Raw genomic sequence first — 21,434 nt, forward strand, 5'->3', positions numbered from 1 at the left:
AGTGACATTTCCAGGAGTTGAGCACCTCTCATGACCGTTGCGATCCGCGTGATCCCCTGCCTCGATGTTGATGCCGGACGAGTCGTTAAGGGTGTGAACTTCGAGGGTCTTCGGGACGCCGGTGACCCCGTGGAACTGGCCAAGCGTTACAACGCCGCCGGCGCCGATGAAATCACCTTCCTGGATGTCACGGCATCATCGGGCAACCGCGAGACCACCTACGACGTGGTCGCCAAGACCGCCGAGGAAATTTTCATCCCGCTCACCGTTGGCGGCGGTGTGCGTGCCGTAGAAGACGTGGATCGTCTGCTGCGTGCCGGAGCGGATAAGGCCTCCATTAACACCGCGGCCGTTGATCGCCCCGAGGTGATCAACGAAATCACACAACGTTTCGGCTCACAGGTACTCGTGCTCTCCCTGGATGCCAAGCGCACCGATGACCCCAACGTCGCGTCCGGTTTTGAAGTCACCACCCATGGTGGACGTAAGGGCACCGGCCGTTGCGCCGTGGCCTGGGCCAAGGAAGCGGCGGAGCGCGGTGTGGGAGAAATTCTGCTGAACTCCATCGACGCCGACGGCACGAAAGACGGTTTTGATCTGGAAATGATCCGCGCCGTCCGTGCCGCAGTGAGCGTGCCCTTGATCGCCTCGGGAGGTGCCGGTGGACCAGAGCACTTCCCGCCGGCCATCGAAGCGGGCGCCAACGCCGTCCTGGCTGCCTCAATTTTCCACTTCGGCCCCGATGACATGATCAAGCAGGTCAAGGACGCCATCCGTGAAGCCGGTTTCCCGGTTCGCTAAACCTGCGGCCCTGGACAAGATCATGTCCAGGGGCTGGCGGGCGCTGGAAGAAGAGGCGCTTGACGGTTGGCTCGCCCGCTATTCCGGGGGAGTGACCAAACGGGCTAACTCCGTATTGCCGCTCCTGTCGCCCGCGGATACTTTCCTGGCCTTTGAGGCCATCGAGGAACGATACGCACGCCGAGGCTTGCCCGCGATATTTCAGATCAGCCCCGACGCAAAGCCAGTGGACCTCGACCGGATGCTCGCCGAGCGCGGTTATGCAAAAGATTCGCCCACGGTGGTCCAATACCTGGCACTTGGTGAGCCCGGCCCCGGTGCGAGCTCAGAAATTGATCCTCGTATCCACTTTGCCGATGAACCCAGCCAGCAATGGTTGGAGACCTGGTGGTCCGTCGAGGGGCCTCACGAGTCTGCCGGGCAGACGCTGAGCCAGAGCATCTTGGCCCGCACCTCGTCCAGTTACGTTTCCCTGGTGGCCGATGGACGCATCGAAGCCGTTGCGCGGCTCGCTCGAGTCGGTCCCCTCGGCGGAATCTATGCGGTGGCCACCCGGGAAGAATCCCGATCCCGTGGACACGGCCGGGCCATCGTGCAAGCCGTGCTGATCGAGGCCGCCGCTCGTGGGCTTGACGGTGTTTGGCTGCAAGTCGTTGAATCAAATGCCGTGGCGCGAAAACTTTATGAATCCCTGGGATTCGAAACCATCTCCCGCTATCACTACCGGGTGGAGCCGCTCTCAGGCAGCTGAGTCGGGTTGGTGTGATTTACCGGCCGTTGTGGCTGCTTCGGTTCCCCGAGCGAGCCCCTCGCGCTGAAACTCGCCAGCCTGCTGGCGAAAACCGTTCAATAGGATTTCCAGACCGTATTCGAAGGTTTTCTCCGCCCGGTTTTCGACTCCTTGTCCCGCATCGATGGCCGCACGCCAGGCCGCGGACCTTTCTTCGGTGGATTCCCATACCTGCGGCGGGGCGGCCGCATCCAGCGCGGAACCGAGGACAAAGGAATCCAGCACGGTGATGGCGGCCAAGGAATCTCCGGGAGTAAACCCACCGTTGCGGAAGGCCTCGGCCAGCAGATCGTAGACCCGCAGGGTTCCTTCGTCGCGTACGGTGTGGGCGGTCAGCAGGGGAATCAATTTCGGATGTTTGGCATACGAGCGCATGTACCCCCGAGCGATTTGCCTCAGTGTGTCGATCCAATCGCCGTCGGACCCCGGCAGCTCGATTTCCCCCATGGCCCGGCCACGCATCAATTCAACGATGTCGTCCTTGGACGAAACATGGTTGTAGAGCGAGGACGGGCTAACGGCCATGGCCTTCGCTAGGGCCGGAATAGTGAACTCGCCGTGGGTATCTACCAGCGCCAACGCTGATGCGGCAATGGCCTGCGCTGACAGTTTGGGAGTGCTGGGGCGTGCCATCTGATGCTGCTCCTGAAGTCAACGGGGAACTTACTGCAATTAGTCTAACGAATGAAATTCGGTTTACCTCTTGCGCCGCGTGATGCAAGACACCATAATAAAACGAACGACATTCATTTAATGTGACTACGGTCTCGCATCCAAGTGTTCGAGGCCGCTTCATCGGCCCGGCCGAGAGTTTGTTAGCACATCACGAATTTGCAGGAGATCACTCCCATGAGCTGGATTATGCCCGCCGAAACCTCGGCACAGAAGCGCGTCTGGATGGCCTTTCCCCACGAGGGGTACACCCTAGGAACAACCGAAGACGCCGCCCATGCTGCCCGATCAACCTGGGCAAACGTGGCTCATGCTGTGGCAGAATTTGCACCCGTCACCATGGTGGTGGACCCGGCTGACACACATATCGCAGCACGCTACCTGGACGACCGGATTACGATTCGCAGCGCGGAACTCAACGACGCCTGGATGCGTGACATCGGGCCCACCTTCGTCACCAACGATGCGGGGGAGCTGGGTGCGATCGACTGGGTGTTTAACGGTTGGGGTGCCCAGTCCTGGGCCAGCTGGGACAAAGATGCGCAGATCGGTGCCGCCGTCGCCGCGTGGGCCGGAGTTGAGCGCATCGATTCTTCCCTGGTGAACGAGGGAGGAGGCTTCCACGTTGACGGTGAAGGAACGGTGCTAGCGACCGAAACCGTTCAGCTGGATCCACGACGCAACCCCGGCATGACCAAGGCCGAGGTTGAAGCGGAATTCGCCCGCACCATCGGCGCCACGAAGGTTCATTGGCTCTCCCGCGGACTGACACGTGATGCGCAGGAATTTGGTTCCCGCGGCCACGTGGACATCGTGGCAACGATTTGTTCTCCGGGCACCGTCTTGGTCCACTCCCAGCAGAACCCCAAACACCCGGACCACACCGTTAGCCAAGAAATCATCGCCTCCTTTACCGGAGCCACCGACGCTAAGGGTAGGGCCTTCACCATAGTGGAGGTCCCCGCTCCAGTCGTTCTGCGAGATGAAGAAGGCTTCGTCGACTACAGCTACATCAACCACCTGGTCATCAACGATGGGGTGATCGCCTGCACCTTTAACGATCCCCAGGACGACGTGGCCCTTGGTGTCCTGGCCGAGGCCTACCCGGGACGCAAGGTCGTGGGGGTCGACGCCCGCGAGCTCTTTGCCCGTGGTGGCGGCATCCACTGCATCACCCAGCAGGAACCCGTCGTCAGGGACACCACATCATGAGCTTCCCAACGCTGAAGCAACGCCGGCGGATCACCCAGGATCCCTCGGCGACCTCGGGATCGGTACGCGGCAAGGGCTTGGCGTCCGGCCAGCTGGGACTTTTTGCCGCTGTCATGATCGGCATTTCCACCATTGCCCCGGTTTACGTGTTGACCTCCTCGCTCGGGCCCACGGTTCAGGCGATCGGCACGCAGCTGCCGGCGATCTTCATCATCGGTTTCATCCCGATGTTCCTGGTTGCGCTGGCCTACCGGGAACTCAACGCGGACACCCCTGACTCGGGGACCACCTTCACCTGGGTGAGCCAGGCTTTCGGCCCGGCCCTGGGCTGGCTGGGAGGTTGGGGTCTGCTGGCTGCCAACATTATTGTCCTCTCCAACCTCGCCGGTGTGGCGGTGGACTTCCTTTACCTGTTTCTGGCACAGGCCACGGGAAACCCGGAGCTGGCCGAACTGGCCGACAATAGCCTGATCAACATTCTCACCTGCCTGAGTTTTGTCGGTGCGGCGGTCTTCATTGCCTGCCGTGGGCTGAGAACCACGCGTTTGGTCCAGTACATCTTGGTGGGATTCCAGTTGCTGGTACTCGCCTGCTTTGTTTTCGGCGCCCTCTCCAAGGCGGCCAACCAGCCGGGACATCTGGCCTTTGACGCCGCCTGGTTCAACCCACTGCACATCGATTCCTTCTCCGCCTTCGCGATTGGCCTGAGCCTGTCAATCTTTGCCTTCTGGGGCTGGGACGTGTGCCTGACCATGACCGAAGAAACCAAAAACGGTGAGAAGACTTCCGGCATGGCCGCGGCGCTCACGGCCATCGGCGTGTTGGCGATTTACCTGATCGGCTCCATCGCCACGGTGATGTTTGCCGGTGTTGGTGACACCGGGCTGGGCCTGGGTACCCGGAGAACTCCGCAAACGTCTTCACCTCCATCGCAACTCCCGTCATGGGCCCCTACGCGATCCTGCTCTCGCTCGCGGTGCTGTCCTCCTGTGCCGCGTCGCTGCAGTCCACGATGATCTCCCCGGCCCGATCGCTGCTGGCAATTGCGCATCATGGTGCGCTGCCGCAGAAATTTACCAAGATCAACCGGTTCAACTCACCGGCCTTCGCCACACTCATCGCAGGTGGTGTCTCGGCCGGGTTCTACGCAGTGATGCGGGTCGTGAGCAATAACGTCCTCAATGACACCATCCTGGCGTTAGGCATGATGATCTGCTTCTACTACGGCATCACGGCCCTTGCCTGCGTCTGGTACTTCAGGCGCACCGCGCTGGACTCGCTGCGAAACTTCCTGCTGCGCTTGCTGGCCCCACTGTTGGGCGGCCTCGCCTTGGTGGCGGTCTTCATGCAGACCGCCATTGCTTCCTGGGACCCGGCCTATGGGTCGGGATCCGAGGTCTTTGGCGTGGGTCTGGTCTTTGTCAGCGGTGTGGGAATTATCGCCCTGGGTGCGCTCTTGCTGGTGGGGGCCGCGGCACGTCGCCCCGCCTTCTTCTCCGGGCAGAGTCTGCCGCAGCGGGCACCGGCCTCCAACAAACAACAACCCTGAGCCCCAGACATCGCTCCCACCCATTGGTCACGGGTCATCCTCCCGCCGGTGAAGCCTGCCCGCATATCTGAGAAAGACATCCTTCCCATGAGTCCCTGCTTTAGCATCTATGAAGCCTCCATCGAGCAAACCCTGAACGCACTGAACAACGGAAGTGTCAGTGCCGTGGAACTGGTGGCCGCGCACTTGGCCCGCATCGGGCGCTTCGACCGATCATCCGTACGCCTCAACGCCATGGCCGTGCTGAATCCGAAGGTTTTTGTGGAGGCGGCGGCCGCCGATCGACGGCGCAGCACCGCTGATGCCGGCTCCTTGGAAGGCGTGCCGTTCACGGTGAAGGACAGCTACAAGGTCGCCGGGCTGACCGTGGCAGCCGGTTCGCCGGCCTTCAAAGATCTCGTGGCGCAGGCCGATGCCTTCACCGTGGCTCGCCTGCGCGGCGCCGGGGCAGTGCTGTTGGGTAAAACGACGATGCCGCCCATGGCCGATGGCGGCATGCAACGAGGTGTGTACGGGCGGGCAGAAAGCCCCTACAACACCAACTATCTGGCGGCAGCCTACGCATCGGGATCCTCCAACGGCTCGGGTGTCGCCACGGCGGCCAGCCTGGGGGTCTTCGGGATGGGGGAGGAAACGGTGTCCTCGGGCCGCAGCCCGGCCTCCAATAATGGTTTGTGCGCCTACACCCCCTCGCGCGGACTGATCTCCATCCGCGGCAACTGGCCACTGTTCCCCACCCGCGATGTGGTGGTCCCGCACACCCGTTCCATGGATGACATGTTCCGGGTGCTGGAGGTGATCGTCGCCGATGACCCGGAAACCACCGGGGACTTCTGGCGTGCGCAAAGGGCCGTGCCGCTACCGGCTGCCTCCACCGTCCGCCCGAAGGACTACGCCGCACTGGCTGACCCGGCGGCGCTGGCCGGCAAGCGCTTCGGCGTACCGCGCATGTATCTGGGAGAAGATCCGGCCTTTCCGATCCAACTGCGCCCCAGCGTGCGTCGGCTCTGGGACTCCGCCCGGCACCGGCTCGAAGCCCTGGGCGCCACGGTCCTGGAGGTCGACTTCCCGCTGATCGAAAAATACGAGGGCACCACCCCGGGTGGTGAGCAGCTAGAGGCCCTCGGGGTGCTGCCACAAGATTGGTTGGAGCAAGAATTTAACCAGATCCTCGCCCACGGCTGGGATACCTTCCTGCGCGAAAACAATGACCCCGAATTAAACCGGCTGGCCCAGGTTGACCATCTGCGCATCTTCCCGGCCCCAGCCGGGTCATTACCCGATCGCTACGACGAGGTTCCAGACTACGAAAACCGCTACCGCGACGTGGTGCAACAGTCCAAGGACGGACTACTTCCTCCGGAGCAATTACCGAATTTCGCGGCGGGGCTCAACGCCTTGGAAACGCTGCGTGCCGAACTCTTCGAACGCTGGCTCAGAGAGCACAATCTTGATGGAGTGATCTTCCCGGCCAACGCCGATGTGGCTGCCGCCGATGCCGATACCAACCCCGCAGCAGCCGACCGGGCGTGGGAAAACGGGCTCTTCTTCTCAAACGGCAACTACGCCATGCGTCACCTGGGTATCCCCTCCGTCACCGTGGCCATGGGGGTCATGGAGGACATCGGTATGCCGGTGGGACTCACCTTTGCCGGACCGGCCTACACCGACGGCGCGATCTTGGCCTGGGGCTGGGCGTTTGAAGCCGCCGGCACACTACGTGCGGCGCCCGTGCTGGCCCCCGAACTTCTCAGTGACCGCCACGTGGCGGGGCGCCAGAGCGCAGAGCCACGTGGCGGCGAAGAACCTCGGATCACCATCGGAGGCGAAGTGGATCCGCGAACCTACCACGAGGGCGCCCGCAGATTGCTGCTCTCCGGAGAGATCGCTGCTGCCGAGGACGCAGTCATCGTCCTGACGGTTAATGGCGAACCGACGCTCGTGCGCCGGAGCGGAAACCGCTGGAACGCCACGGCGATCCTGCCTGCGGCGGTGGAACCCGCGGCGAGTGGCTCAAATCCGCCCGCCCGCATCCTCGCGGTCATCCACGTGGTGAATCCGGATGGTGCTGCGGCCGGTGACTTCACCGAAATTTAGTCGCCGAGGCCTCTAGCGCCCAGTGCCTAGTTCGAGGCCAGCAGCAGGGCGATGGCTTCATCGGAACCTTCGAAGGTCACCAACGCCTCATCGCGGCGCCCGGAAGCGTGGAGCAGCAGTTCACCGGGGAGGCCGATGATGGCCACGGATGTTGCGCTCTTGCGTGCCACATGGCGTTGGCCATCGGGGCGCACCAAAATGATGCCGACGTTCGAGTGGCGGTAGTAAAGCGTCGCCCGGCGCAAGAGGTCCTTCCACAACAATTCCTCATACGTTGCATCAAGCATGCGCGGGGCCCAACGGTCGCTCGCCCGACGTACGTCCTCGGTGTGAATGAAGAACTCGGAGAGGTTGGCCGAACGGTCAACACCGGAATTGGCGAGCGGGGAGTATTTCGGTGCCCCGGCCAGGAATTCGTGGACCAGCACGGCATACTCGTTGCGGTCTTGCGCAAGATCGGCGCGCTTGGCCAGCTCAGTTTCCATGCGGTGGGCCAACGGCTTCAGCAGCAGGCCGGCGGCCAGCAGTGAGCGTTCGCGCAGCACTAAATGGGCTGCGAGGTGACGGGTTTGCCACCCGGCACACAGGGTGGGGGCCGTGGGTCCTGCCGCCAGCAGGACTTCGGCCAATACTTCACGCGAGGCTGGGACGAAATGCATCTCTTTGAAACTAACACGTTCTCAGGTCCTTGTGGCCCTTTCGAACCACCCTGTGGCGCACGGTGTGGCCAAATCGTCACGGGGGTGGAGTCGCACGTGTTGGAAGAACAGTTTTGCGCCCATCGGGCACTAGACTGGTAGGGATGTCTCAGACCCCAGCCTTCGCCGCCCCCGCCTCAGTGAACGGGCACTTGTCCGCCGAGATTTCAGCCGCGCTGAAGAAGGATGACGCCGGTTTGGTGGCAGCCATCATTCAGCAGCATGGCACCAATGAGGTGTTGATGCTCGGCTGGATGAACGAGGAAGCGCTCCGCCGCACCCTGAGCACCGGACGCGTCACCTTCTGGTCCCGTTCGCGTAACGAATTCTGGCGCAAGGGAGATACCTCCGGGCACTCCCAGATGGTCAGGTCGGTGGCCCTTGACTGTGACGGCGACGCCCTGTTGGTGGTTGTTGATCAGATCGGCGCCGCGTGCCACACCGGAACCCACACCTGCTTCGACGGCCGTGAACTTCCCGCCGTGGTGGGACGCAAAGTCTCCTAGCACCACCGCACCACGCGGCACCACCCAATACCCAGCACACGCAAGGATCCTTCTCGCTCATGCAAGCTCTCGGCGCTCTGACCCCCACCCGCGAGCAGTTCCGCGCATTCGCCGCGGATCGCCGCGTCATTCCCGTTTCGATGCGGGTGCTTGCCGACGCACTCACCCCCATCTCCATCTACCGCAGGCTGGCAGGCGGACGCCCCGGCACCTTCCTGATGGAATCGGCCGCGGCCGGGGGAGTGTGGTCACGCTACTCCTTCATCGGCGTGAATTCCCCCGCCACCCTGACCACGCTGGACGGAAAAGCACATTGGCAGGGCACCCCACCGCAGGGCCTGCCCTGTGAGGGAAACCCGGTTGAGGTTTTGCGTGACACCGTGAGGGCATTGCGCACCGTACCGCTGGACGGGCTGCCACCGCTGACCAGCGGCATGGTGGGCTTCATCGGCTGGGAAGCGGTACGTCATTGGGAAAAGCTTCCCAACCCACCGGTTGATGACCTGCACCTGCCCGAGCTGGCCATGAACCTCGTGGGGGACATGGCCGTGCACGATAACACCGACGGCACCCTGACGCTCATCGCCAACGCCATCAACTTCAATGGAACCTCCGAGGGGGTTGACGGCGCCTACGACCACGCGGTGCAGCGCCTTTCGGACATGCTTGACGCGCTCAGCGTTGCCGCCGAAAACCCGGTCTCGGTACTTTCGGGCACCGACGTCCCGGCCGATGAACTCATGAATGCCGTCACCCACTCCTGGGATGAGGATTCCTACCGCAGCGCGGTACTGCGCGGCAAGGAAGCCATCGTGGAGGGCGAGGTATTCCAGGTGGTGGTCTCGCGCCGCTTTGAGCTTGAAACGCATGCGGACCCGCTGGATGTCTACCGGATCCTGCGCGGCACCAACCCGAGCCCCTACATGTACCTGTTTAACCTGCGCGACGCCCACGACAAGCCCTACTCCATCGTGGGATCCTCACCCGAGGCGTTGGTGACCGTCAACGATGACCACGTGGTGACGCACCCGATCGCCGGCTCACGTCCGCGCGGGGCGAACTACGAGGACGATCAGCAGCATGAGAAGAACCTGCTGAACGATGAGAAGGAGCGCGCCGAGCACCTGATGCTCGTTGATCTCTCGCGCAATGATCTCTCCAAGGTCTGCGTGCCGGGCTCGGTGGAGGTCACCCAGTTCATGGAGGTCGAACGCTTCAGCCACATCATGCACCTGGTCTCCAACGTGGTGGGCAAACTGGCCCCGGGGCACGACGGCTACGATGTGCTCGCTGCCACCTTCCCCGCCGGCACCCTCTCCGGGGCGCCCAAACCACGCGCCCTATCGCTACTGGATGAACTCGAGCCGTACCGCCGCGGCATTTATGGCGGAGTCGTGGGCTACCTGGACTTCGCCGGAGACATGGACATGGCCATCGCCATCCGCTCCGCGCTGATCAAGGGCAACCGAGCCTACGTCCAGGCTGGTGGCGGCATCGTTGCCGATTCCAACCTCGACGCCGAGGCCCTGGAAACCATCAACAAGTCGGCCGCGCCCCTGCGGGCCGTGTGGGCCGCCGGAACCATGGCACCGGCACAAGTGGACGGCAACAACGCATGAGCAACAAAAAAACCGGGCGCCTCGGCACCAAGCGCAACGTGATGCTGTTGGGATTGCTCGGTGCCGTTGTTGCGCTGGCCACCAGCACCCGGATCTGGATCACGGTGCAGCCGCAGATGGGCAACGTGAAGATCCCGCTGATCGAGGTGGCCGGATCCGACGCCGCCACGGCCGTCGCGGCACTCGCCGTGGTGGCGCTGGCCGGCTCGCTGGCCGCCATGATCGCCGGCAAGGTGGCGCGGTACATCATCGCGGTGATCCTGCTACTGGTGGGCGCGGGCGTCATCGCCTCGGCTCTTTCGGTGGTGGTTGACCCCGTCGCCGCCGCCTCCACCAAGGTGGGGGAGGCCACCGGGCTGAATGCCGCGGGCGCCGACTATGCCCTGAGTATCTGGCCGTATGTGGCGGTGCTCGGCGGCATCATTCTGATCGTTAACGCGGCGGTGCTCGCGGTGGCCGGACGGCACTGGGCCGGTTCGCGGAAGTACGCCCGGGACGCCCAGACCGTCCGCGATCAGGCGGCAGCACCCAGCGGTAACGGACAAATTGATGAAATTTCCGGTTGGGACTCGCTCTCACGCGGGGATGACCCCACCGGCTAAGCGCGCACACGCTTCGCAACATGGCATGCCATCGCCCGAAAGAATGGCAGAATAGAACTCAAGAAAATTATCGGGAATCTTCCCGATTCGCACGAGGTGAGCAGGAGTATCCCACCATGGCAAACGCCAACACTCAGATCGATCCGATGCACGGCGAAGAAATTGGCCACGGCAACTCGAAGGCGGCCTGGGCCGCTATCGCCGTGATGATGGTCGGCTTTATTGTCGGTTGCATCGCCTTCGCCGGGCACAACCCCACCGTCGTTTACATCGGCGTCGGCATCGTCTTCCTTGGCCTCATCGTCGGCTGGATCATGAAGAAGGCAGGCTACGGCGTGAACGGCGCCAAGTCGGGTTCCGCGCACTAGCCGTGAGTGTACTGAGCGATATCATCGCGGGCGTTCGGATTGATCTGGACGCCCGTCGGTCCATCCTCGACCAGAGCGGTATCGAGGCGCACGCCGCTGCCGCGGCCCCGGCCCTGGACGCTTATGCGGCACTGGGTGGACACCTCGATCCGACCCAACGCGATACCACGCTGCGGGTGATCTCCGAGGTCAAGCGCAAATCGCCATCCAAGGGTGCGCTGGCGCAGATCGCAGAACCCGCAGTCCTGGCCGCCTCCTATGAGGCCGGAGGCGCATCGGTGATCTCCGTGCTGACCGAGCAGCGCCGTTTTGGCGGCTCACTGGCCGACCTTGATGCGGTTCGCGGCGCCGTGAAAATCCCGGTATTACGCAAGGACTTCACGGTTGATGCCTACCAAATTTATGAGGCTCGCGCGCACGGGGCGGATCTGGTGCTGCTCATTGTTGCGGCCCTTGACGACGCCACGATGCGCGAATTTTTGGAGCTCACCCACGCGCTGGGCATGAATGCCCTGGTGGAAACGCACACGCCGGAAGAAATCGCCCGGGCGATTAACCTCGGTGCGCGGATCATCGGGGTGAACGTGCGCAATCTCAAGACCCTGGAGGTTGACCGTGAAAACTTCGGCCGCCTCATCGAACTGATCCCCACCGATGTTGTCATCGTGGCGGAATCCGGCGTGCAGGACGTTTCCGATGTGCAGTATTACGCGCAGCTGGGAGCCGACGCCATTCTCGTGGGCGAGGCCCTGGTGAAGGATGCAGATCCGCGCGCGGCAGTGGAACACTTCATCACCGCAGGCACGGCAGCCAAGCCGGCTCGCGCCAACTGAACGCCCCGTAGAACCCCCCCCTTTCAAGAATTCCTGAGCTAGAGAAGGATGCGACAGATGACTCCGATGACCGGTGAACCAGAGGTGGGCAAGAACCAGCCCGCCACCGATCCCTCGCATTCGCTGCGGCACGCGGCCGGCCCCTACTTCGGCGCCTACGGCGGACGCTGGATGCCCGAATCCCTGATCGCCGCCATGGACCAGCTTAACGACACGTTTGAGGCCGCCAAGGCCGATCCGTCGTTCATCGCCGAGGTCAAGGAACTGAACAAGAACTACTCGGGCCGTCCCTCCCTGCTGACCGAGGCCAAGCGCTTCTCCGAGGTTGCCTGCGGCGGGGTGCGCGTCTTCCTCAAGCGCGAGGACTTGAACCACACCGGTAGCCACAAGATCAACAATGTGCTCGGTCAGGCATTGCTGGCCAAGCGCATGGGCAAAACCCGGATCATCGCCGAGACCGGTGCCGGACAGCACGGTGTTGCCTCGGCCACCGCTGCGGCCCTGATGGGCCTCGAATGCGTGGTCTACATGGGTGCCGAAGACACCCGTCGGCAGTCGCTGAACGTGGCACGGATGCAGCTGCTCGGTGCCACGGTGATCCCCGTGACCGCCGGATCCCAGACGCTGAAGGACGCCATCAACGAGGCCCTGCGTGACTGGGTCGCCAACGTGGAGAACACCCACTACCTTTTGGGTACCGCGGCCGGCGGACACCCGTTCCCGGCCATGGTGCGCTACTTCCACGAGGTCATCGGCGAAGAGGCCCGCGAACAGATTTTGGCTCAGGTGGGGCGGCTGCCCGACGCCGTGGCTGCCTGCATTGGCGGTGGATCCAACGCGATTGGCATCTTCCACGGCTTCCTTGACGATCCGGAGGTTGAGCTGTTCGGCTTCGAAGCCGGTGGCGACGGTGTTGATACACCCCGCCACGCGGCAACCATCACCCTGGGACGCCCCGGTGTGCTGCACGGTGCCAAGAGCTACCTGATGCAGGACGAGGACGGGCAGACCGTCGAGTCGCACTCGATCTCCGCCGGACTGGATTACCCGGGTGTTGGCCCCGAACATGCCTACCTTTCGGACATCGGCCGGGTGCACTACGAACCGGTCACCGACACCGAGGCCATGGACGCGTTCTCGCTGCTGTGCCGCACCGAGGGCATCATTCCCGCCATCGAGTCCTCCCACGCGCTGGCCGGTGTGCTGAAGATTGCCGCACGCAAGATTGCCGCCGGCGCGGTTCCGGAAGAGACCATCATCATCGCTAACCTTTCGGGGCGTGGCGATAAGGACGTTGGCACCGCCGCCGAATGGTTTAACCTCATTGAGACCGACGCTAAGGACGCCAAGTGAGCATCGTATCCAAGAGCGCCGCGGCCATTGCCGCCGCCCGTGCCGAGGGTCGTCCGGCCCTGATCTGTTACCTGCCCGCAGGGTTCCCCGATGTTCAGGGCACCATCGATGCGGCCGTCGCGATGGCGGAAAACGGTGCCGACATCATCGAGGTCGGCATCCCGTATTCCGACCCCGTCATGGACGGATCGGTCATTCAGGCCGCCACCGTGCAGGCCCTGGAGCAGGGTTTCAAGGTGGCCCAGGTCTTTGACGTCATCAAGGGCATCACCGCTCGTTGTTCTGCCACCGTGATGGTGATGACCTACTGGAACCCGGTACTGCGCATGGGCGTGGATGAGTTCTCCCGCCGTCTGGCCGAGGCCGGTGGGGCCGGGCTAATCACTCCGGACCTGGTCCCGGATGAGGCTGCCGAATGGATTGAGGCCTCGGATAAGTACGGACTAGATCGAGTCTTCCTGGTGGCACCGTCCTCCACCGAGGCACGCATGAAGGCCACCGTCGCGGCAAGCCGCGGCTTTGTCTACTGCGTTTCGATCATGGGTGTTACCGGTGCCCGCGCTACGGTCTCCGACGCAGCGGCAGCGGTTGTTGCGGCCGCTCACGCCGCCGGCGCAGAAAACGCCTGCGTCGGTCTGGGCGTTTCGCAGCGCAAGCACGTGGAAGAAATCGGAGCCTACTCCGATGGCGTCATCGTGGGTACCGCCCTGGTGGCGGCACTGCGAGATGGTGGCAGTGAAGCCGTGGGCAGGCTCACCGCGGAACTCAGCGGCAAGAGCGTTTCGGCGTGATGTTTCAGCTAGCTGCGGGAACCCAGATCCTCGCCTCCATTCCCAGCCCGCCGGCGGAATTTTCGAAGTTCTCGCTCGGCCCGCTAACCATCCACGCCTACGCACTGTGCATCATGCTCGGCATCGTGGTGGCGATGTGGCTGACCGCACGGCGCTGGCGTGCCAAGGGCGGACCGGAGGAAGTGGTCTGGGATATTTGCATCTGGGCCATCCCCTTCGGGATCGTCGGCGGACGGTTGTACCACGTGCTGTTCACCGACCCGGAGTACTACTTCGGGCTTAATGGGCAGCTGGCACACTTTTCGGAGATCCCACAGATCTGGGCCGGCGGCCTTGGCATCATGGGTGCCATCTCGCTGGGCACCGTCGGTGCCTGGATCGCCTGTCGCCGGGCTGGGGTTCGCCTGACCGCGTTCCTCGACGCGGCGGTTCCCGGGGTGCTGCTCGCGCAGGCCTTTGGCCGCTGGGGCAACTGGTTTAACCAGGAACTCTTTGGTGCGCCCACCACGCTTCCGTGGGGCCTGGAGATCGATCCGAACAGTTATAACTTCCCGGCCGGGGTTCCCGCCGGAACGCTCTTCCACCCCACGTTCCTCTACGAATCGCTGTGGAACGTTGCCGGTGTGTTGTTGCTGCTGGCCCTTGATCGCAAGTTTAAGCTGCGCCGCGGTGCCATGTTCTTCAGCTACCTGATTTGGTACGGCATTGGCCGCAGCTTCATGGAGACCTTGCGTATCGACGCCGTGGATGTCATCACGATCATCGGCATCGGGCTTCGGGTTCACATGTGGTTGGCCATCGCGATGGTCATCTTCGGTGCTGCGGGACTGGCCTTTGTGCTTACCCGGCTGCGACCGCTGGGAGACCCGGGCGTCTACCTTCCAGGGCGTGCTCCGGCCGAGGCGTCGGTGGAATCGGGTACCAAGAACCAGGACTCACCCACCACCGAGCAGCAGGCCGGCGAGCCAACGGATCCTCAAGATCTCCAAGGTCCCAAGGATCGCGGAAAGCACTAGTCCGCTCGAGGTAAATAACTTTCACGAACCCCTTCCCTCTCCGCAGCCCATGCGGAAAGATGAAGGGGTTCGTGCGTTGTGCTACGAAACTTTGTGGAAACTTAAAACTTCCTAGTCAACAGCTGGTTCGTGAGACGTACGAAAACTGTTGGAAACAAAACCATGCGTAAAACTGAAACATGTCGGTGTTACTCTTTTTCTCACCGTGACAGTACGGCCGGGCGCGAAATACCCACCCAGCGCACCGGGAGCTGTCGGCAACCACAATGACGTGGAAGCACAGGATCTGTTTCATGACCATTACAAGGTCATGCGGTTCCTGCCTACGCATCGCTGGTGTCACCCCCTTCACAGCACGGCCCCTCTCGAAAAGAGGGTGCCGATTTGCGACCCTGCAATCACCTCGGTCACTGTCGCCCGACGAATACCGCCCGCTGCCAACACACTGAGAAAGGGACAACTCATGAGCATGACCGGAGTCCAACTCAACGCCTCACCGCATCGTGGCGAGGATGCCACCTCGCCCTTTACCCGGTTTGCCGATATCCCGATAGCTCAGGGACTATACGATCCGGCCAACGAAAAAGACGCCTGTGGCCTGGCCCTGATTGCCACACTGACGAAGAAGGGCAGCCACGAGATCGTGGAACAAGCCCTCGAAGCCTTGCGTCGTCTTGAGCACCGCGGTGCCGTCGGCGCCGATGCTGGCACCGGTGACGGTGCAGGTATCCTGACCCAGCTTCCCGACAGTTTCTTCCGTGCCGTCACCGGAATTGAGCTGCCCGAAGCCGGCCGCTACGCAGCGGGCACCGCCTTCCTTCCGCAGGAACCCGGACAGCGTGCATCAACCATTACCGCACTTGAAGAGCTAGCACTCGAAGAGGGCCTCACCGTCCTGGGCTGGCGCGACGTGCCGGTGAACACCGAGTCCATCGGAGCCACCGCGCTGGGCAGCATGCCCTACTTCTCGCAGCTCTTCCTGGGGGCCGCCCCCGAGCACGAAGCAGACCTTGACGCCCGGGTCTTCCGTATTCGCAAGCGCGCGCAGAACAAATTCGGGGTGTACTTCCCCTCGCTCTCCTCCGCCACCATGGTCTACAAGGGCATGCTCTCCACCGAGCAGCTCACCGAGTTCTACCCGGATTTGACCGATGAGCGCTTCGAATCGCGCTTCGGCATCGTGCACTCGCGCTTCTCCACCAATACTTTCCCCTCCTGGCCGCTGGCCCAGCCCTTCCGTACCATCGCCCACAACGGCGAAATCAACACGGTCAAGGGCAACCGCAACTGGATGCGCGCCCGCCAATCGCAGCTCGCCTCCGACCTGCTCGGCGAGGTCCCCGAAGAACTCTTCCCGATCTGCTCCGCCGGGGCCTCGGACTCCGCCTCCTTTGACGAGGTTGCCGAGCTCTTGATGCTCTCCGGTCGCCCGATCGCCCAGGCGATCATGATGATGATTCCCGAGGCTTGGGAAAACCATGCCTCGATGGACGCGGACCGCCGCGCCTTCTACGAATACAACTCGATGCTGATGGAACCGTGGGACGGACCTGCCGCGGTGTCCTTCACCGACGGCAAGCAGGTAGGTGCGGTGCTCGACCGCAACGGTCTGCGCCCGGCACGCTACTGGGTCACCACCGACGGATTGGTGGTGCTGGCCTCGGAGGTTGGCGTCATCGATCTGGATCCCTCGCTGATCGCCGCCAAGGGCCGCGTTGCCCCGGGCAAGATGTTTTTGGTGGACACCGAGGCCGGACGCATCATCAGTGATGAGGAAGTTAAGTCTCAGGTGGCCGCCTCGGCTCCGTGGGCCCAGTGGGTCAATCAGAACAAGATCAACCTGGCGACCCTGCCGGATCTGTTGCACGTCAAGCACAACTCGGCCTCCGTGCAGATTCGCCAGCGGACCTTCGGTTACACCACGGAGGAACTGCGGATCCTGCTGGCCCCGATGGCTACCGCCGGCGCCGAGCCGCTGGGCGCCATGGGCTCGGACACCCCGGTGGCGGTGCTCTCGGATCGCTCCCGTCTGCTCTTTGACTACTTCACCCAGTCCTTCGCCCAGGTGACCAACCCGCCGTTGGACTCCATCCGTGAAGAACTTGTCACCTCCATGCTCACCAGCATCGGCCCGGCCGGAAACCTCTTGGCCACCGGTCAGGTCAGCGCCGAACAGGTGTCCCTTGATTACCCGGTGATCACCAACGACGAACTGGCCAAGATCGCGAACATCCGCGGTGATGCTGGCGTGAAGTTGGCACTGAAGGTTCGTGGACTCTACCGTCCCGGAGGCGGTGAGGGAGAACTGCGCGCCCGCTTGCAGGAAATCTGCGAAAAGGTCTCCGCAGCGGTGAACCGTGGCATCAAATTCATCGTGCTCTCGGATAGGGATTCAAACGCTCAGTGGGCACCGATCCCATCGTTGCTGCTCACCTCCGCCGTGCACCATCACCTGCTCAAGAGTGCAAACCGCACCAAGACCTCACTGATCATCGAGGCCGGTGACGTTCGCGAGGTTCACCACGTAGCGGTGCTCGTGGGCTACGGTGCCTCGGCGATCAACCCGTACCTGGCGCTGGAATCCGTCGAAGAGATGGCCCTGCAGGGCGAACTCGGCGACGTGAGTCCCGCCAAGGCTCAGGCCAATATGATCAAGGCGCTGGGCAAGGGCCTGCTGAAGATCATGTCCAAGATGGGCATCTCCACCGTGGCCTCCTACTGCGGAGCCCAGACCTTTGAGGCCCTGGGCCTGTCCCAGCGCGTGGTTGACCAGTACTTCACCGGTACCTCCTCGCAGCTTGGCGGCGTTGGTCTTGACATCATCGCCACCGAAACCGCGATGCGTCATGCCGGTGCCTACCCCTCGGATCTGAATCCCGATGCGCACCGCGTGTTGGAAACCGGTGGGGAATACCAGTGGCGCCGTGAGGGCCCGCCGCACCTGTTCAACCCCGAAACGGTGTTCCGGCTGCAGCATGCCACCCGCGAACGTCGTTATGACATCTTCAAGAAGTACACCCAGGGCGTGGATGATCAGGCCAAGGGCTTGATGACCCTGCGCGGGCTGTTGGACTTCAAATATTCCGAGCGCACCCCCATCAATATCGACGCGGTGGAACCCGTGTCTGAGATTGTGAAGCGTTTTGCTACCGGCGCGATGAGCTACGGCTCGATCTCCGCCGAGGCTCACGAGACCCTTGCTATTGCGATGAACCGTCTGGGCGGTAAGTCCAACACCGGTGAGGGCGGCGAGGACGTTGATCGTCTGCTGGATCCCACCCGCCGCTCGGCCGTGAAGCAGATCGCCTCGGGGCGCTTCGGTGTCACCAGCATGTACCTGACCCATGCCGATGACATCCAGATCAAGATGGCGCAGGGTGCCAAGCCCGGCGAGGGTGGCCAGCTGATGGCCAACAAGGTTTACCCATGGGTGGCTCGTACGCGCCACTCGACCCCCGGCGTGGGCCTCATTTCGCCGCCGCCGCACCACGATATCTACTCGATCGAGGACTTGGCTCAGCTGATCCACGATGCCAAGTGCTCTAACCCGAGCGCCCGCGTGCACGTGAAGCTGGTCTCCGAGGTCGGCATCGGAACCGTTGCCGCCGGAGTCACCAAGGCCAAGGCCGACGTGGTTTTGGTGTCGGGTCACGATGGTGGCACCGGCGCCTCGCCGCTGAACTCGCTGAAGCATGCCGGTGTGCCCTGGGAACTGGGCCTGGCCGAGACCCAGCAGACGCTGATGCTCAACGGGCTGCGCGAACGTGTCACGGTGCAGGTTGATGGTCAGCTCAAGACCGGGCGCGACGTGGTCATCGCCGCGCTGCTGGGTGCCGAAGAATTCGGCTTTGCCACGGCCCCGTTGGTGGTTGCCGGCTGCATCATGATGCGCGTCTGCCACCTGGACACCTGCCCGGTGGGTGTGGCAACACAGAACCCGGAACTGCGTTCGCGTTTCACCGGACAGGCAGATCACGTGGTGAACTTCTTCGAGTTCCTGGCCCAGGAAGTCCGCGAACTCTTGGCGGATCTTGGTTTTGCCACCCTCGAAGAGGCCATTGGCCAGGCGGAGCTGCTCGATACGCGCGCCGCCGTGGGCCACTGGAAGACCGCCGGGTTGCACCTGGATAAGATCTTTACCACCGCGGGCTCCAAGCCCGGGGCAGCGCGTTCACGCACCACCACGCAGGACCACGGTCTGGGCAAACACTTTGACATGGCTCTGATCGAGGCTGCGGCCCCGGCGCTCGAACGCCGCGAGAAGGTAGTTCTTGACCTCCCAATCAAGAACACCGACCGCTCGGTGGGCACCATGCTCGGTCACCACGTCACTCGCACCTTCGGGGTCAATGAACTGGAAGCGGGCACCATCGATGTGACCCTGCGCGGACATGCCGGGCAATCACTCGGTGCCTTCCTTCCGGCAGGTATTTCACTCACGCTCATCGGAGACTCCAACGACTACGTCGGCAAGGGCCTCTCCGGTGGACGCATCACGGTGCGGGCCGATGAGCGAAGCAGCTTTAACGCTGCCGAGCAGGTCATCGCCGGCAACGTGATTGGTTACGGTGCCACCAGCGGAGAGCTGTTCATTGGCGGCATGGTGGGCGAACGCTTCGCCGTGCGTAACTCCGGTGCCACGGCAGTGGTTGAGGGCATTGGTGACCACGGCTGTGAGTACATGACCGGTGGTACCACGCTGATCCTGGGCGCCACGGGCCGCAACTTTGCCGCCGGCATGTCCGGGGGAGTGGCCTACGTCCTGGATTTGGACATCGCGAAGTTGAACCCGCTGGCCGTGGCCAACGACGATCTTTTGCTCACGGGTCCCGACGCCGAGGATTGCACACTGATCAAGAACCTGCTGCTTGAACACGTGGCACACACCGGTTCGGCCCTGGCCGCAAGCCTACTGGCCGACTGGCCGCTGGCCGCGGTACGCATCACCAAGGTACTGCCACGTGACTACGCGGCAGTACAACAGGCACGCACCGTTGCCGCTCACGAAGGATTCGACCCCGATTCAGCAACCGTCTGGAACCGGATTTTGGAGGTGACCCGTGGCTAATCCACGTGGATTCATGGAGGTGCGCGACCGCGTTACCCCGCCCAAGCGTCCCGTTTCGGTGCGCATCATGGACTTCAAGGAGGTCACCGAGCGTCAAGATGCTCAGGTGCTCACCCAGCAGGCCGGCCGCTGCATGGACTGTGGCATTGCCTTCTGCCACAATGGCTGCCCGTTGGGCAACCTGATTCCGGAATGGAATTCCCTGGTTCACCAGGGTCGGATGACCGATGCTTCCGAGCGTCTGCATGCGACCAATAACTTCCCGGAATTCACCGGTCGGCTTTGCCCGGCTCCGTGTGAGTCCTCCTGCGTGCTGGGCATCAACCAGCCCGCCGTAACAATTAAGCAGATTGAAGTCGAAATCGCCGACACGCTGCTGGCCGCGGGTCCGCTTGAGCCGCTGTTGGCCGTGCGCCACACCGACCGCCGCATTGCGGTGGTTGGGTCGGGCCCGGCGGGGCTGGCGGCAGCTCAGCAGCTGACCCGCGCCGGACACACCGTCGCGGTGTATGAGCGCGACGACAAGCCCGGTGGGCTGTTGCGTTACGGCATCCCCGACTTCAAGATGGGCAAGGATGTCCTGGATACCCGTCTGGCTCAGATGGAAGCCGAGGGCACGGTGTTCCTCACCGGCGTGGCGGTGGGTACCGACATCGCCTTCGATCAACTGAATCGGCTGTATGACGCGGTCATCGTGGCCACCGGTGCCACGGTTCCGCGCGATCTCCCGGTCCCCGGGCGTGAGCTTGATGGGGTGCACTACGCCATGGAATACCTCGTTCAGTCCAACGAGGTGGTTGCCGGTGAGCGCGAGGCATTGGCTATCGACGCCAAGGGAAAGCACGTGGTAATCCTCGGTGGCGGCGACACCGGCGCGGACTGCTTGGGTACCGCCATTCGGCAGGGAGCTGCCAGCGTGACGACCCTGGCGATTGGTGCTCAGCCGGCGTTGGAGCGTCCCGCGCACCAGCCGTGGCCCATGGCACCGACCCTCTTTGAGGTCCAGTCGGCTCACGAAGAAGGCGGTGAGCGGTCCTATTTGGCCGCAACAGTGAACTTCTCCGGCGAGCACGGAAGCGTGATGGGTGTTACAGTTGCAGAGACCGAGTTTGTAAATGGTCAGCGCCTTCCAAAACCAGGTACCGAGCGAGTTATTCCCGCCGACCTCGTCTTCCTGGCTCTCGGGTTCACCGGACCGGAGACCGCAGGACTCATGGAACAGGCCAACACCGAGTTTGATGACCGGGGCAGCGTCGCCCGTGATGGTTACTACATGACCAACACCCCGGGGGTGTTTGTGGCTGGCGACGCCGGACGCGGACAATCCCTGATCGTGTGGGCCATAGCCGAGGGACGTTCCTGTGCCGCGGCCGTGGACAAATACCTGATGGGCGAAACCCGCCTTCCGGCCCCCGTTGCACCAACGGATCGGGCCATCAGCATGTTGTGAGTCGGATGC

Annotated in this window: 16 protein-coding genes and 1 pseudogene; 15 read left to right on the forward strand and 2 right to left on the reverse strand. The window is 63.0% G+C overall.

What is annotated here, in order from left to right; genetic code table 11:
* Nucleotides 1–30 precede the first annotated feature (30 nt).
* Both hisF and KUF55_RS07220 read left to right on the forward strand, forming a co-directional pair.
* Nucleotides 31–801, forward strand: a complete 771-nt coding sequence (gene hisF, locus KUF55_RS07215; RefSeq protein ID WP_132364955.1) for an imidazole glycerol phosphate synthase subunit HisF — start codon at nucleotides 31–33, stop codon at nucleotides 799–801.
* Complete coding sequence (locus tag KUF55_RS07220) at nucleotides 776–1,552, forward strand: GNAT family N-acetyltransferase (RefSeq protein WP_218818434.1); 777 nt, start codon at nucleotides 776–778, stop codon at nucleotides 1,550–1,552. Before hisF ends, KUF55_RS07220 begins: the two co-directional genes overlap by 26 nt.
* On the opposite strand, the gene KUF55_RS07225 is transcribed toward KUF55_RS07220, so the two are convergent.
* On the reverse strand, nucleotides 1,541–2,224 hold the full coding sequence (locus KUF55_RS07225) for a TetR/AcrR family transcriptional regulator (RefSeq protein WP_218818435.1): 684 nt from the start codon (nucleotides 2,222–2,224) through the stop codon (nucleotides 1,541–1,543). The two genes, KUF55_RS07220 and KUF55_RS07225, sit on opposite strands and share 12 nt — an antisense overlap.
* 216 nt (nucleotides 2,225–2,440) lie before the next feature.
* Here KUF55_RS07225 and KUF55_RS07230 point away from each other — a divergent pair, with 216 nt between their 5' ends.
* From KUF55_RS07230 to KUF55_RS07240, 3 genes and pseudogenes are all read left to right on the forward strand, one after another.
* Nucleotides 2,441–3,475 carry an agmatine/peptidylarginine deiminase gene (locus KUF55_RS07230; protein WP_218818436.1) on the forward strand — a complete coding sequence of 345 codons (1,035 nt, stop codon included), beginning with the start codon at nucleotides 2,441–2,443 and terminating at the stop codon, nucleotides 3,473–3,475.
* Nucleotides 3,472–5,024, forward strand: a pseudogene (locus KUF55_RS07235) (APC family permease). The gene KUF55_RS07230 and the pseudogene KUF55_RS07235 overlap by 4 nt, the downstream one beginning before the upstream one ends.
* Nucleotides 5,025–5,111: 87 nt before the next feature.
* Complete coding sequence (locus tag KUF55_RS07240; protein WP_218818437.1) at nucleotides 5,112–7,121, forward strand: amidase; 2,010 nt, start codon at nucleotides 5,112–5,114, stop codon at nucleotides 7,119–7,121.
* A gap of 26 nt (nucleotides 7,122–7,147) precedes the next feature.
* On the opposite strand, the gene KUF55_RS07245 is transcribed toward KUF55_RS07240, so the two are convergent.
* Nucleotides 7,148–7,780, reverse strand: coding sequence for a TIGR03085 family metal-binding protein (locus KUF55_RS07245; RefSeq protein WP_218818438.1), 633 nt, complete (start codon nucleotides 7,778–7,780; stop codon nucleotides 7,148–7,150).
* A gap of 143 nt (nucleotides 7,781–7,923) precedes the next feature.
* On the opposite strand from KUF55_RS07245, the gene hisI reads away from it, so the two are divergent.
* The 10 genes from hisI (at nucleotide 7,924) to KUF55_RS07295 (ending at nucleotide 21,425) form a co-directional block, all read left to right on the forward strand.
* Nucleotides 7,924–8,325, forward strand: a complete 402-nt coding sequence (gene hisI / locus KUF55_RS07250) for a phosphoribosyl-AMP cyclohydrolase (protein WP_218818439.1) — start codon at nucleotides 7,924–7,926, stop codon at nucleotides 8,323–8,325.
* A 59-nt stretch (nucleotides 8,326–8,384) separates the two neighbouring features.
* On the forward strand, nucleotides 8,385–9,944 hold the full coding sequence (locus KUF55_RS07255) for an anthranilate synthase component I (RefSeq protein ID WP_218818440.1): 1,560 nt from the start codon (nucleotides 8,385–8,387) through the stop codon (nucleotides 9,942–9,944).
* Nucleotides 9,941–10,546, forward strand: coding sequence for a Trp biosynthesis-associated membrane protein (locus KUF55_RS07260; protein ID WP_218818441.1), 606 nt, complete (start codon nucleotides 9,941–9,943; stop codon nucleotides 10,544–10,546). The genes KUF55_RS07255 and KUF55_RS07260 overlap by 4 nt, the downstream gene beginning before the upstream one ends.
* A 116-nt stretch (nucleotides 10,547–10,662) precedes the next feature.
* On the forward strand, nucleotides 10,663–10,914 hold the full coding sequence (locus tag KUF55_RS07265; protein WP_218818442.1) for an HGxxPAAW family protein: 252 nt from the start codon (nucleotides 10,663–10,665) through the stop codon (nucleotides 10,912–10,914).
* A 2-nt stretch (nucleotides 10,915–10,916) separates the two neighbouring features.
* Nucleotides 10,917–11,747, forward strand: coding sequence for an indole-3-glycerol phosphate synthase TrpC (gene trpC, locus KUF55_RS07270; protein ID WP_218818443.1), 831 nt, complete (start codon nucleotides 10,917–10,919; stop codon nucleotides 11,745–11,747).
* 66 nt (nucleotides 11,748–11,813) lie between these two features.
* Nucleotides 11,814–13,100 carry a tryptophan synthase subunit beta gene (gene trpB, locus KUF55_RS07275; protein ID WP_255557442.1) on the forward strand — a complete coding sequence of 429 codons (1,287 nt, stop codon included), beginning with the start codon at nucleotides 11,814–11,816 and terminating at the stop codon, nucleotides 13,098–13,100.
* Nucleotides 13,097–13,891, forward strand: a complete 795-nt coding sequence (gene trpA / locus KUF55_RS07280) for a tryptophan synthase subunit alpha (RefSeq protein ID WP_218818445.1) — start codon at nucleotides 13,097–13,099, stop codon at nucleotides 13,889–13,891. Before trpB ends, trpA begins: the two co-directional genes overlap by 4 nt.
* A complete protein-coding gene (gene lgt / locus KUF55_RS07285) occupies nucleotides 13,891–14,907 on the forward strand; it encodes a prolipoprotein diacylglyceryl transferase (RefSeq protein ID WP_218818719.1) in 1,017 nt (338 codons plus the stop codon). Before trpA ends, lgt begins: the two co-directional genes overlap by 1 nt.
* Nucleotides 14,908–15,370: 463 nt before the next feature.
* A complete protein-coding gene (gene gltB / locus KUF55_RS07290) occupies nucleotides 15,371–19,975 on the forward strand; it encodes a glutamate synthase large subunit (protein WP_218818446.1) in 4,605 nt (1,534 codons plus the stop codon).
* Nucleotides 19,968–21,425, forward strand: coding sequence for a glutamate synthase subunit beta (locus tag KUF55_RS07295; protein ID WP_218818447.1), 1,458 nt, complete (start codon nucleotides 19,968–19,970; stop codon nucleotides 21,423–21,425). Before gltB ends, KUF55_RS07295 begins: the two co-directional genes overlap by 8 nt.
* The last annotated feature ends 9 nt before the right edge of the window (nucleotides 21,426–21,434 follow it).

Source organism: Paeniglutamicibacter sp. Y32M11 (assembly GCF_019285735.1).
Lineage (GTDB): Bacteria > Actinomycetota > Actinomycetes > Actinomycetales > Micrococcaceae > Paeniglutamicibacter.